At 62.2% G+C, this 13,285-nt stretch carries 11 protein-coding genes and 2 tRNA genes; 2 read left to right on the plus strand and 11 right to left on the minus strand.

All coding sequences use genetic code 11. The features are described from left to right. The 8 genes from VNZ93_RS19450 to VNZ93_RS19485 all read right to left on the minus strand — a co-directional run. Positions 1 to 404, minus strand: a 404-nt coding sequence (locus tag VNZ93_RS19450) for a hypothetical protein (RefSeq protein ID WP_325709003.1), incomplete at its 3' end; no start/stop codon positions are given. A 146-nt stretch (positions 405 to 550) separates the two neighbouring features. Next, positions 551 to 626 (minus strand) — tRNA-Val (locus VNZ93_RS19455). A 125-nt stretch (positions 627 to 751) separates the two neighbouring features. Beyond that, positions 752 to 3,181 carry an endopeptidase La gene (lon, locus tag VNZ93_RS19460; protein ID WP_325709006.1) on the minus strand — a complete coding sequence of 810 codons (2,430 nt, stop codon included), beginning with the start codon at positions 3,179 to 3,181 and terminating at the stop codon, positions 752 to 754. A 379-nt stretch (positions 3,182 to 3,560) separates the two neighbouring features. Next, complete coding sequence (clpX, locus tag VNZ93_RS19465; protein ID WP_325709009.1) at positions 3,561 to 4,835, minus strand: ATP-dependent Clp protease ATP-binding subunit ClpX; 1,275 nt, start codon at positions 4,833 to 4,835, stop codon at positions 3,561 to 3,563. A gap of 363 nt (positions 4,836 to 5,198) precedes the next feature. After that, positions 5,199 to 5,831 carry an ATP-dependent Clp endopeptidase proteolytic subunit ClpP gene (clpP, locus tag VNZ93_RS19470; RefSeq protein ID WP_325709011.1) on the minus strand — a complete coding sequence of 211 codons (633 nt, stop codon included), beginning with the start codon at positions 5,829 to 5,831 and terminating at the stop codon, positions 5,199 to 5,201. Between the two features lie 112 nt (positions 5,832 to 5,943). Then, on the minus strand, positions 5,944 to 7,302 hold the full coding sequence (gene tig / locus VNZ93_RS19475; protein ID WP_325709014.1) for a trigger factor: 1,359 nt from the start codon (positions 7,300 to 7,302) through the stop codon (positions 5,944 to 5,946). A gap of 156 nt (positions 7,303 to 7,458) precedes the next feature. Continuing rightward, positions 7,459 to 7,543: transfer RNA gene (locus tag VNZ93_RS19480), tRNA-Leu, on the minus strand. A 128-nt stretch (positions 7,544 to 7,671) separates the two neighbouring features. Continuing rightward, complete coding sequence (locus VNZ93_RS19485; protein WP_325709017.1) at positions 7,672 to 9,201, minus strand: NAD(P)H-hydrate dehydratase; 1,530 nt, start codon at positions 9,199 to 9,201, stop codon at positions 7,672 to 7,674. Positions 9,202 to 9,455: 254 nt separating this feature from the next. Between VNZ93_RS19485 and VNZ93_RS19490 the strand changes: the two genes are divergently transcribed. Together VNZ93_RS19490 and glnA are read left to right on the plus strand one after the other, a co-directional pair. Beyond that, positions 9,456 to 9,794 (plus strand): P-II family nitrogen regulator, encoded by a 339-nt coding sequence (locus VNZ93_RS19490; protein WP_325709020.1) that lies wholly within the window; start codon positions 9,456 to 9,458, stop codon positions 9,792 to 9,794. A gap of 45 nt (positions 9,795 to 9,839) precedes the next feature. Continuing rightward, positions 9,840 to 11,249 (plus strand): type I glutamate--ammonia ligase, encoded by a 1,410-nt coding sequence (gene glnA / locus VNZ93_RS19495; protein ID WP_325709023.1) that lies wholly within the window; start codon positions 9,840 to 9,842, stop codon positions 11,247 to 11,249. A 91-nt stretch (positions 11,250 to 11,340) separates the two neighbouring features. On the opposite strand, the gene VNZ93_RS19500 is transcribed toward glnA, so the two are convergent. The 3 genes from VNZ93_RS19500 to VNZ93_RS19510 all read right to left on the minus strand — a co-directional run bounded on the left by VNZ93_RS19500 (position 11,341) and on the right by VNZ93_RS19510 (position 13,282). After that, the gene (locus tag VNZ93_RS19500) at positions 11,341 to 12,315 is read right to left on the minus strand and encodes a Bug family tripartite tricarboxylate transporter substrate binding protein (RefSeq protein WP_325709025.1); all 975 of its coding nucleotides are present in this window, start codon (positions 12,313 to 12,315) and stop codon (positions 11,341 to 11,343) included. 89 nt (positions 12,316 to 12,404) lie between these two features. After that, entirely contained in the window at positions 12,405 to 12,635 is a 231-nt protein-coding gene (locus tag VNZ93_RS19505) for a hypothetical protein (protein ID WP_325709027.1), read from the minus strand. A 44-nt stretch (positions 12,636 to 12,679) separates the two neighbouring features. After that, positions 12,680 to 13,282, minus strand: a complete 603-nt coding sequence (locus VNZ93_RS19510) for a GGDEF domain-containing protein (protein ID WP_325709029.1) — start codon at positions 13,280 to 13,282, stop codon at positions 12,680 to 12,682. Positions 13,283 to 13,285 lie beyond the last annotated feature (3 nt).

Below are 13,285 nucleotides of genomic sequence, written 5' to 3' on the forward strand. Positions count from 1 at the left end.
ATCTCGATTACGTCTTCCTGCCCTTGCGCAATGACCGCTGGCTGCTGGCCGTCGACAGCGCTGTGCTTGTCCCGCAAAACGTCATTTTCGGACCTAATCGCTTCCGAGCTGCCGGATCCTTCGCTCGGCTCGGCGACCAGAGCCAGCGCCTCCGACAATTCCGGCAGAAGCCGGTCGATGGTCCGAAGCGCCCGAAACTGCCGGGTCTCATCGAGCTGTTCCTGAACCTGGTCGCGGATCGCGCCCAGCGCAGAAGTGACGTCCTGAAGGTGCGGAAAATCGGCGATTGTCTGATCGATGGCCATCAACGCGCGATAGCGATCGAGCCCGCCGACCTGACGCTGCACATCTTCACGAATGGAACGGAGCGACGACAGAAGGTCTTCGCGCATCGCATCGGTCATGACATCCCCCACAACTATGAAGTTCAGAACATAGCAATGAATTCTTATGGTTGCAATATCCGCGGAACGCATTCACAGATTGATTCGCGAAGCAGGCGATCCCTGCCCCGGGCGAAGCGATTTCAGGCCTTGGTTTCGGAAGGAAATGGTGGGCGGTGACGGGATCGAACCGCCGACCCTCTCGGTGTAAACGAGATGCTCTGCCAGCTGAGCTAACCGCCCGCGTGCCGGCGCAAACGCCGACCGCAAGTGAGATGCGCGCTCAATAAAGCGCGTCGCCGCGAAAATCAAACGGCGGCGCACCGTTTCCGGCAGCGCCGCCGTTCATCGTTTGATGCGACCGACCGTCAGTGCGCGGTCAGCGCCGAACCATCTTCATCGGCAGCCGGCTCGGCAGCGGGCTTCGCCGGCGGCTCTTCCCAGGTGATGGGTTCGGGCTTGCGCACCAGCGCGCGCGCCAGAACCTCATCCATGCGGGAGACCGGGACGATCTCAAGTCCGCTCTTCACGTTCTGCGAGATGTCGGCCAGGTCCTTCGCATTCTCCTCGGGGATCAGCACGGTCTTGATGCCACCGCGCAGAGCCGCAAGCAGTTTCTCCTTCAGACCGCCGATCGGCAGCACGCGACCACGCAGCGTGATCTCGCCGGTCATCGCGACATCCTTGCGAACCGGGATGCCAGTCATGACCGAGACAATCGCCGTAACCATCGCGACGCCGGCCGACGGACCATCCTTGGGTGTCGCGCCTTCCGGCACGTGCACGTGGATGTCACGCCGCTCGAACATCGGAGGCTCGATGCCGAAGGCGATCGCACGGGAGCGCACGTAGGATGCGGCCGCGGAGATCGACTCCTTCATCACGTCACGCAGGTTGCCGGTGACGGTCATCTTGCCCTTGCCGGGCATCGAAGTGCCTTCGATCGTCAGCAGCTCGCCGCCGACATCGGTCCAGGCAAGTCCCGTGACGACGCCGACCTGATCCTCGTCCTCGATCTCGCCGAAGCGATACTTCGGAACGCCCAGATACTCTTCCAGCTCCTTGGCTGTGACGGCGACCGACTTCTTCTTCGAAAGAGTCAGCTCCTTCACGGCCTTGCGGATCAGCGTGGAGATCTCGCGCTCGAGATTACGCACGCCCGCTTCCCGCGTGTAACGCCGGATGACGGTGAGCAGAGCCTCGTCGTCGATCGACCATTCCTTGGGCTGCAAGCCATGCTTGCTGATCGCGTGCGGGATCAGATGCTGCCGCGCGATCTGCAGCTTTTCGTCCTCGGTGTAGCCGGCGATGCGGATGAGCTCCATGCGGTCCATGAGGGGCGCAGGGATATTCAGCGTGTTCGCCGTGGTCACGAACATCACGCCGGACAGGTCGTAATCGACCTCCAGGTAATGATCGTTGAACGTCGAGTTCTGCTCGGGGTCGAGCACCTCGAGCAAGGCCGACGACGGATCGCCGCGGAAATCGGCGCCCATCTTGTCGATCTCGTCCAGCAGGAACAGCGGGTTCGACGTCTTGGCCTTGCGCATCGACTGGATGATCTTGCCCGGCATCGAACCGATATAGGTCCGCCGATGGCCGCGGATCTCGGCCTCGTCACGCACGCCGCCGAGCGACACCCGCACGAACTCGCGGCCCGTCGCCTTGGCGATGGACTTGCCGAGCGAGGTCTTGCCGACGCCGGGAGGGCCGACGAGGCACAGGATCGGACCGGTCAGCTTGTTGGCCCGCTGCTGCACGGCGAGATACTCGATGATGCGATCCTTGACCTTCTCCAGGCCATAGTGATCGGCATCGAGCAGTTCCTGCGCCGCCTTCAGGTCCTTCTTGACCTTCGAACGCTTGTGCCACGGAATCGAGAGCAGCCAGTCGAGATAGTTGCGCACGACCGTTGCCTCGGCGGACATCGGAGACATCTGCCGGAGCTTCTTCAGCTCGTGCTGCGCCTTCTCGCGGGCTTCCTTGGAGAGCTTGGTCTTCTTGATCTTGTCTTCGAGTTCGGCGAGTTCGTCCTTGCCGTCCTCGTCGCCCAGCTCCTTCTGGATCGCCTTCATCTGCTCGTTGAGGTAGTACTCGCGCTGCGTCTTCTCCATCTGACGCTTCACGCGCGTGCGAATCCGCTTCTCGACCTGCAGGACGGAGATTTCGCTCTCCATCAGGCCAAGAACCTTTTCGAGCCGCTCGGGGACGCTCGCGGTTTCGAGTAGCGCCTGCTTGTCGGCGATCTTCACCTGCAGATGCGAACCGACCGTGTCGGCGAGCTTCGCATGGTCTTCGATCTGCTGAACGACGCCCACCACTTCCGGCGAGACCTTCTTGTTCAGCTTCACATAATTCTCGAACTCGTTGACCACCGAGCGCGCGAGCGCTTCAGCTTCGACCCGCTCGCCGAGATCGTCATCGAGAACGACAGCGTCCGCCTCGAAATACTCGGAGCGGTCCGTGTACTTAAGAACCTTCGCGCGCTGTGCGCCTTCGACCAGCACCTTCACGGTGCCGTCGGGCAGCTTCAGCAATTGCAGAACGCTCGCAAGCGTACCGATCTCGTAAATGTCGCCAGTGGCCGGTTCATCGTCCGACGCGTTTTTCTGCGTCGCGAGGAGGATGAACGTGTCCGAACGCATCACCTCTTCCAGCGCCTTGATCGACTTTTCACGGCCGACAAAAAGCGGGACGATCATGTGCGGAAAGACAACGATGTCGCGCAGCGGCAGCACCGGATAGGCCCGGGTCTCGCCAGCGATCAGGGGTGGACGCGGCTTGTTAGCGGTCGTCATGGCCGTCATTCCTTGTTCTTGTGCCCCTCCCACAGGTCCGCATCCTGCGCAACCAGCGAGAGTGCCGAGGGAGCCGGGAGGGTAGCATGGCGGGTCAGGCACGTGTGCCATGCACGAGGGTGGGTACGAACCCCGCCCGGAGTGGAAGTCAAATCTTCGTACGCTATCCGTTCGCCCCCATTAGGTGGCGTTGCATCGGTAGGAGTCAAGGGACCGGATTTCCCATCTGCCTCAGCCACTTGGCCCCAGCTCATGCCGCAGGCAAGGCCTGCCTGGAGCAGAACCTTGCAAGAACGGCACCAGCTGAAGGCGCAGACGAAAGCCTAGGCGATTCTGGCTGCAGTGTCGCAAGCGCCGCGATCTCTACCCACCGCCCAGATCAGGCTGACGCGGAGTTCTCGGCCGTGCGGTCGGAGCGATCCGCGTAGATGTAGAGCGGGCGCGCAGTCCCCTCCACCACTTCGCGGGAGATCACGACCTCCTCGACGCCCTCGAGGCTCGGAAGGTCGAACATGGTGTCGAGCAGAATGCCCTCCATGATCGAACGCAGGCCGCGCGCGCCGGTCTTGCGCTCGATGGCCTTGCGGGCGATGGCGCCGAGCGCCTCCTCGGCGAGCGTCAGGTCGATATTCTCCATCTCGAACAGACGCTGATACTGCTTCACCAGCGCATTCTTCGGCTCGACCAGGATCTTCTTGAGAGAGGTCTCGTCGAGATCCTCGAGCGTCGCGACCACCGGCAGGCGCCCGACGAATTCCGGAATCAGGCCGTACTTCAACAGATCTTCGGGCTCGACCTCGCGGAAGATCTCGCCGGCCTTGCGGTCCTCCGGCGCCCGAACGGTGGCGCCGAAGCCGATCGACGTCGACCGCCCGCGCGCGGATATGATCTTGTCGAGGCCGGCGAAAGCACCGCCGCACACGAACAGGATGTTGGTCGTGTCGACCTGCAGGAATTCCTGCTGCGGATGCTTGCGGCCACCCTGCGGCGGCACGGATGCAACCGTACCTTCCATGATCTTGAGCAGCGCCTGCTGCACGCCCTCACCCGATACGTCACGCGTGATCGAGGGGTTGTCGGACTTGCGCGAGATCTTGTCGATTTCGTCGATGTAGACGATGCCGCGCTGCGCGCGCTCGACATTGTAGTCGGCGGCCTGCAGCAGCTTGAGGATGATGTTCTCGACGTCCTCACCGACATAGCCGGCTTCGGTGAGCGTCGTCGCATCTGCCATCGTGAACGGCACGTCGAGGATGCGCGCCAGCGTCTGGGCAAGCAGCGTCTTGCCCGAACCGGTCGGACCGATCAGCAGGATGTTCGACTTCGCGAGTTCGACGTCGTTGTGCTTGGTCTGGTGGTTGAGCCGCTTGTAGTGGTTATGGACCGCGACCGAGAGCACGCGCTTGGCATGCTGCTGACCGATCACATAGTCGTCCAGAACCTTGCAGATTTCCTTGGGGGTCGGGATGCCGTCGCGCGACTTCACCAGCGAGGACTTGTTCTCCTCCCGGATGATGTCCATGCACAGTTCGACGCATTCATCGCAGATGAAGACCGTAGGTCCGGCGATCAGCTTGCGGACTTCGTGCTGGCTCTTTCCACAGAACGAGCAGTAAAGCGTGTTCTTGGAGTCGCTGCCGCCGACCTTCGTCATTCCAGTCTCCGTATCCATCCGCGTGAGCGGATTGCGCTCACAGTCCTAACACTCGATGGGCGGCCAAAGCGTGGCACCCTGGGCACACCGCGCCCGAAACTCCTCCCCCTTCAGGCCCATGTAACACCCTAGCGAAGCATGCTAAGGGGACGACAATCAAGAATCCATTAACGATACCCCGGACGCGGGCCCTGAATCATGCGCCATAACGGCGCGATTCGCGAACCTGCTGCGAGACAGGGGCATCCCGGCCTGCTGAAACCGATTTCCCGCCTTGCAGCCAGGATTTCGGTCTCACCAGTTCTGCTAATGTGTCGGCCTAAGGCCAACCAATTCAAGCCCGAAGATTGAGCGAACCAGCGGTCAGCTCTTGATCGGGGCCGGGTCTTCGAACCGCTTGTCGATCACCTTGTCGACGAGCCCAAAGTCCTTGGCCCCTTCCGCCGTCATGAAGTAGTCGCGCTCAAGCGCATCCTCAATCTTCTTCAGCGGTTGGCCGGTATGCTTCATGTAGATCTCATTCAGCCGCTTCTTGAGATTGAGGATCTCCTGAGCGTGCAGCATGATGTCGGTGGCCTGCCCCTGGAAGCCACCCGACGGCTGATGGACCATGATGCGCGCGTTCGGCAGCGCGAAGCGGAGGTCCTTTTCACCGGAGGCAAGCAGCAACGACCCCATCGACGCGGCCTGACCGACGCACAACGTCGAGACGGCAGGACGGATGAATTGCATCGTGTCGTAGATCGCCATGCCCGACGTCACCACTCCACCCGGCGAGTTGATGTACATCGAGATTTCCTTTTTCGGATTTTCCGCCTCGAGGAAGAGAAGCTGCGCGACCACGAGCGTGGACATGCCATCCTCGATGGGGCCCGTGATAAAGATGATCCGCTCCTTCAGGAGGCGCGAGAAGATGTCGTAGGCACGCTCTCCACGGTTGGTCTGCTCGACCACCATGGGAACGAGATTCATGTAGGTTTCGACCGGATCTCTCATTGCACTCTCCTGCGCCCGCGAATCGCAGCGCATCGTTGATATGGCGCACGCTAACCTGAGGCCGCGCGGTTTCGCTTAGGTAAACCGCGCGGACGAATTCGCCAGTGGCGTCTCAGACCGCCTTATCTTCGTCGTCGCTCCGATACAGCTCTTCGCGCGAGACCTTCTTGTCGGTCACCTTGGCGAGCGCGAGGATGAAGTCGGTCACCTTGTTCTCGATCAGCGGCGCGCGGATGCTCGCGATCGCTTCCGGATTGGTCCGGAACATCTCGATGAGCTCCTTCTCGCGGCCAGGGTACTGGCGGACGTGCTCCATGACGGCGCGCCGCACTTCGTCCTCGGTCACGCTGATTTCGTTCTTGCGCGCGATCTCATCGAGCAGCAAGCCAAGCCTGACGCGGCGGTCGGCGATCTTGCGATACTCCTCGCGCTCCTTCTCTTCGGTCGTGTTCTCGTCCTCGAACGTACGCCCCGTCTGCTGCATTTCAGACGTCACGGTCTTCCAGAGATTTTCGTATTCCTGCTCGACCAGCGCCGGCGGCAATGGGAATTTATGCCGTTCGTCAAGCACATCGAACAACGCGCGCTTGACCCGCTGCTTCGACACCGAATCGTGCTCGCGCTGAATGCGGTCGCGCACGGCGTCCTTCAGCTTGTCGAGCGATTCCATGCCGAGCGACTTTGCGAACTCGTCGTCGATCGCAACATCCTTCGGCGCCTCGATGGTCTTCGCAGTGACGTCGAACACCGCGGCCTTTCCGGCCAGCTGCGCCGCCGGATAATTCTCCGGGAAGCTGACATTGACCTTGCGGTTCTCGCCCGCGGCAATTCCGATCAGCTGGTCTTCAAAACCGGGAATGAACGTGCCGCTTCCGATCAGGACAGCGATGTCGTCCGCCGAGCCGCCTTCGAACGGCACGCCGTCGATGGTCCCGACGAACGAGATCGTGACGCGATCGCCATTTTCGGCCTTCGCACCCTCGTCCTTGGCGGCAAATGGACGGTTCTGTTCAGCGATCCGCTTCAGGCCTTCATCGACCTCTTCGGCGGTCGCTTCAGTGGTCAGGCGCGTAAGATCGACGGTCTTGAAATCGATCACGTCGATCGGAGCAAGGATCTCCATCTCAACAGTGTAAGCGAGGTCCGACTTGCCCTCGATGACGGCCTCGACCGCCTTCTGGTCTTCCGGAAGCGTGACCTTTGGCTGAAGCGCCAGCCGGAAATTGTTGTCGGCGACGATCTTGGCGTTGACGTCACGCATTGCCGCCTCGATGGCTTCAGCCATCGCCGAGCGGCCGTACATCTTGCGCATGTGCGCGACGGGCACCTTGCCCGGGCGGAAGCCGTTGACGCGCACCCGGCTCTTGAGTTCGTCCAGGCGCTCCCCGACCTTCGTGTCGAGCTCGCTTGCGGGAATGACGACGCGGAATTCGCGCCGCAAACCGTCGGTCAGTGTTTCGGTCACCTGCATGGGAAAACTTCGCTCCTCGTCGCCGCGCCAACGGCAGTCGCTAACACAAGCAGGATGATCCACCATCCCGCTCCCGGTTCTTGTTGAGCGTGACCATGTCCGAAGCCGGCTAGCCGTCGGGATCACGCTCGAATGAAATTCGGCCGGCCTCAAGCTTGGTGCGGGCGGAGGGACTTGAACCCCCACGACTTGCGTCACTGGAACCTAAATCCAGCGCGTCTACCAGTTCCGCCACGCCCGCGCGTTTGGGCTCCGCGCGGCATCTCGGGCCGAGCGGCGCGGCTTATATCATGGTGCTCACGAAGCGCACGAGAAAAATGGCGCTCGGATTGTTGTTCGCAAGACCTGCGCAAGACCCGCTCGCGCCGGTCAGGACGTCGCGCCAAGAGAGTCGCTCGTCCGCCTCCGCAACGTTGCGAACAGCCGCCGGTAGACCTCCGGCAGGCAGCCCTCCAGGTCGTCGGCGACCAGTCCCGGACCGAACCCATTGGCCGCCTCCCCGTGCAGCCAGACACCTGCCGAAGCGGCTTCGAAAGCGGGCATCCCCTGCGCGCGCAGCCCGCCCATGATGCCGGCGAGGACGTCCCCCGCTCCAGCCGTCGCGAGCGTTGGGGGAGCATTTTCCGCAATGACTGCGCGCCCGTCCGGGGCAGCAACGACGGTGTCAGCCCCCTTCAATACGACGACCGCGCCTGTTTCATGTGAAGCAGCAAGGGCCTTCTTAAGTTTTTGTTTAACTGTAGTAATTTGCTCTATTTTACTGAATAGGCGCGCAAATTCGCCCTCGTGAGGGCTGAGGATTGCTGTGGATAGGCTGTGATTCGTCAGGATTGTAAAGAGCTCTTTTGGGTTTTCCCCAAAGCTGCTGAGCGCGTCGGCGTCTAGGACAAGAGCACGATTTTCGGCCGCGGCGACCCTCACCTTCGCCCGCATCGGAGCGCCGACGCCGCCTCCCGGCCCCAGTACAACGGCGTTGACCCGGGGATCACGCAGCAGTTCCGCAAGCCCCTCCGGGCCTTCAGCTTCCCGTACCATAACCGCCAGCGTCGCCGCGGCGTTGACGGCCAGGGCGCTTGTCGGGCTCGCGATTGTGACCAGTCCGGAGCCGGCCCGCAATGCCGCTCGCGCGGCGAGACGCGCTGCGCCGGTGCTCGTCATCTCACCCGAGAGAACGACGGTATGGCCGCGCGAATATTTGTGGCCAGCCGGGTGCGGCACCGGGAAAACGCCCCCCCACACCGCCGGGTCGTTGACGCGCAGATGAGGACGGATCGTCTCGAGGACGGCAGGCGAGATCCCGATATCGGCGACGGTCGTGAGGCCGCAATGGATCCGCCCCGGAAGCAGCAGGTGTCCGGGCTTGCGCCGGAAGAACGTCACCGTCCGGTCCGCACGGATCGCGCGCCGCATCACCAGGCCGCTGTCGCCGTCGATCCCGCTCGGCAAGTCGACCGCGACGACATACGCGCCCGACCGGTTGATGGCCTCGATCATCGCGGCGGCGGCGCCTTCGACCGGACGGGTAAGGCCTGCGCCGAACAGCGCGTCGATGACGATGCTTCTGGGATCGAAGTCCTGTCCGCTCCAGGCGTCGCAAGGCCCGCGGTATCGCCTCGCCATCTCCGCGGCGTCGCCGGTCAGCCGATCCCGTTCGCCCAGAAGCAGAACGCGCACATCGCAGCCCCGCTCATGGAGCAGCCGCGCCGCGACAAATCCGTCACCACCATTGTTGCCGAGCCCCGCCGCAACCAGCACGGGACGGGACCGGCCGTACAGCGCGGTGACGGAATCGGCCACCGCCGCCCCTGCTCTCTCCATGAGTTCCAGCGACGGTACCCCGGCCGCGATAGCCAACGCATCCGCGCGCCGCATCTGGTCGTTGGTAAGAAGCTCAAACATCGGTCGATGCGCCTGCTTTACGAGCGGTATGCGGGTGAGATGCGTCCGCGATCTCAGGACTGATCATTTTCTGGGCGACATGCACACATTTTGATCTGAAGGTTACGCCCTCCGTAACCTCGGATAAAAGTATTCGGCTCATCACATTGGCACAGCGCCTGTTTTTGAGCTTTCGTGGTTTGGCACAAGACCTGCTAACAATCGGCGGGCTCTGCCGGTCAGCCTCTGACCGGCGGACCGGGAGAGGATTCTGTATGAAGAAAATCGAGGCGATCATTAAGCCGTTTAAGCTCGACGAGGTGAAGGAGGCGCTCCAGGAAGTAGGCCTCCAGGGCATCACCGTCACCGAGGCGAAGGGCTTCGGCCGGCAGAAGGGTCACACCGAACTCTATCGCGGTGCCGAATACGTTGTGGATTTTCTCCCGAAGGTGAAGATTGAAATCGTGCTCGGTGACGACATGGTCGAAAAGGCCGTCGATGCCATCAGGCGCGCCGCGCAGACCGGCCGGATCGGCGACGGCAAGATCTTCGTCTCCAATATCGAAGAAGCAATCCGGATCCGCACGGGGGAATCCGGATTGGATGCGATCTGACATCGCTCAATTCAAGACCCGTACAATTAAAGGGAACGCGTTCAAATGACGACCGCCAAAGACGTAATGAAGATGATCAAGGACAACGACGTCAAATACGTCGATTTCCGGTTCACTGATCCGCGCGGCAAGTGGCAGCATGTGACGTTCGACATTTCGATGATCGACGATGACACCTTTGCCGAAGGCGTCATGTTCGACGGGTCCTCGATTGCGGGTTGGAAGGCGATCAACGAGTCCGACATGGCTCTGATGCCCGACCCCGCCACCGCGTGCATCGATCCGTTCTTTGCTGAGACCACCCTCGTCCTCGTCTGCGACGTTCTCGAGCCGACCACCGGCGAGCCCTATAACCGCGACCCGCGCGGCATCGCCAAGAAAGCGGAAGCCATGGTGAAGTCGATGGGGATCGGCGACACCGTATATTTCGGACCGGAGGCCGAGTTCTTCGTGTTCGACGACGTGCGTTATTCCGCCGAGCCCTATCATTGCGGCTTCCGGCTCGACTCGGTCGAACTGCCGACCAACTCCGCGACCGAATACGAGTCCGGCAATCTCGGCCACCGCATCGGTATCAAGAAGGGCTACTTCCCGGTTCCGCCGCAGGACTCCGCGCAGGACATGCGCGGCGAAATGCTGGCCGCGATGGCGAAGATGGGCGCCAAGATCGAGAAGCATCACCACGAAGTGGCGTCGGCCCAGCACGAGCTCGGTCTGAAGTTCTCGCCGCTGACCTACATGGCCGACCAGACGCAGGTCTATAAGTACTGCATCCACCAGGTCGCCAACATCTACGGCAAGACCGCGACGTTCATGCCGAAGCCGGTCTATGGCGACAACGGCTCGGGCATGCACTGCCACCAGTCGATCTGGAAGGACGGCAAGCCGGTCTTCGCCGGCAACAAGTATTCCGACCTGTCGGAGACCTGCCTCCACTATATCGGCGGCGTGATCAAGCACGCGAAGGCCGTCAACGCTTTCACCAACCCGACGACGAACTCCTACAAGCGTCTCGTCCCGGGCTACGAAGCGCCGGTGCTGCTGGCCTATTCGGCTCGCAACCGCTCGGCGTCCTGCCGCATCCCCTACACCACCAACCCGAAGGCGAAGCGCGTCGAAGTGCGCTTCCCCGATCCGCTCGCCAATCCGTATCTGTGCTTCGCTGCACTCCTGATGGCGGGCCTCGACGGCATCAAGAACAAGATCGATCCCGGCCAGGCGATGGACAAGGACCTCTACGATCTGCCGCCGGCCGAACTGAAGCAGATCCCGACGGTGTGCGGCTCACTGCGCGAAGCGCTTGAGAGCCTCGACAAGGATCGCGCGTTCCTCAAGGCGGGTGGCGTGTTCGATGACGACTTCATCGACGCCTATATCGAGCTGAAGATGACGGAAGTGATCCGCTTCGAGCACACCCCGCATCCGGTCGAATTCGAGATGTACTATTCTGCGTGAGCGTGTACCTCCCAAACATCGTGCAAGCGATGCAACTCAAAGGGCGCCCTTTCGGGCGCCCTTTTTTATGCTCGACACTGACAGCGCAGGACTAGTCGACGACCGCGCCGCTCGCCTTGATCGGACCGGACCATTTGTCGATCTCCGATTTCACGAACTTGCCGAGATAGTCGGGCGTCGCGCGATCGCCTGACACGATGCTCGCGCCGAGCTTCTGCAATTGCTGGCGCACTTGCGGATCGGCCATGGTCTTGAGCGCCGCATCGTGCATCTTCGCAACGATCGGCGCCGGCGTGTCCTTCGGAAACAGCAACGCGGTCCAGGTATAGGCCTGGATGTTCTTGAAGCCTTTTTCGTAAGCGGTCGGCAGGTTGGGCAACACCGGCGAGCGGTCCTGCGACAGCGTCGCGATTGCCTTCACCGTCCCTGCTTCGATCTGCGGCACGGCGGTGACGATGATCTCGCACAGGAAATCGATACGCCCGGCCTGCAGGTCCTGCATCGCGGGACCCGTACCCTTGTAGGGCACGTGCTGGATATTGGTGCCGAGTGCCTGATTGAGCAGGATGCAGCCGAGATGCGTGGCTGAGCCCGCGCCGGCCGAGCCGTAATTCATCTTGCTCTGGTTCGCCTTGGCGTAGGCGACGAATTCCTCGAACGAATTCACCGGCAGGTCCTTGCGGACGATCAGCACCAGTGGAATTTCGGCGATCAGGTTGACCGGTGTGAAGTCGGTGACCGCATTATAGAGGGGCTTCTTGTACAGGGACTGAGAATGAGCGTGCGTCGCGATGGTGCCGAGGATCGCGGTGTAACCATCCGGGGCGGCCTTGGCGACGCGGTTGCCGCCCATCATACCGCCGGCTCCGGGCACATTCTCGATCACCACCTGCTGGCCAAGCACCTGCCCCATTCGCTCGGACATGATGCGTCCGAATACGTCGATCGGCCCGCCCGCCGCGGCGGAGACCACCATCGTGACCGGGCGCTGCGGCCATTCCTGTGCGCCTGCAGTGCCAAATGTGATGCATGCCGCTGCGAGCAGCACGGCCGTCCTGTTGATCATGTGCGAAGGTCCGTCGTTGCGATCTGAATCGCGCGAACTCAATCACCCGCGGCGGCGGCCGACAAGGGGGCGAGTGGGAATGCCGGAGGCTACCAAATGAGGGGTAGGCAGAGCACCGCGATGGCGGCAAGCGCACAGACCATCCAGGGGCCAGCGCGATGCCAGAGCGGCAGGCGATAGGCGCCGGCGCGGCGGCGTTCGGCGATCAGTTCAGCTTCGTATTCGTCCGAGGACAGATACCGGCACGCCATGGCTGAGCCGGCCAGTTCGGCATCGAGTGCCAGCGCGTGCAGCGCGATGTGGGAGGACTCATGCGCCATGCCGCAAGACTATCGCGCGCATGGTAAACAATGCGTTGCCGCGCTCAGGCCATCGCGGCGACGGGCGCGCCGAAGCCATGCGGCGCATCATCGTGTGTCCTGACATCCTGAGCCGCCTCGCCCTGCCCCGCCGCCGGAACGAGCGACGGCGCCTTCGGCATCACATCCCGGGCTTCCTTGTCGGAACAGACGCGGTTTCGGCCCTTCGCCTTCGCGGCATACAGAGCGCGGTCCGCTCGGGCCAGCATGGTCGTAATCTGCGCCACATCGGCCAGCGATTCCGAGATGCCGATGCTCACGGTCGCGTTCATGGCATGACCGGAAATCTCGACGCCGCGGGTTTCGAACGCCGCACGCACGCGTTCTGCGACCAACTGCGCGGTTTCGATGCCGCCCGGCAGGATTGCCGCGAACTCCTCACCGCCCAAACGTCCGACGACGTCATGCTGGCGCATGTTCGTGCTCGCCGTTGCGGCGAACGCTTGCAGCGCTTCGTCGCCCACCTCATGCCCAAACCGATCGTTGATCGATTTGAAGTGGTCGAGATCGAACATCATGATCGTGACGGGCTGCCCGCTCTTGCGCTGGCTCTCGATCAGCTTCTCCGCCGCTTCCAGGAAACCGCGCCGATTGAACAGACCGGTCAGGTG

It is taken from the genome of Pseudorhodoplanes sp. (assembly GCF_035565795.1).
Lineage (GTDB): Bacteria > Pseudomonadota > Alphaproteobacteria > Rhizobiales > Xanthobacteraceae > Pseudorhodoplanes.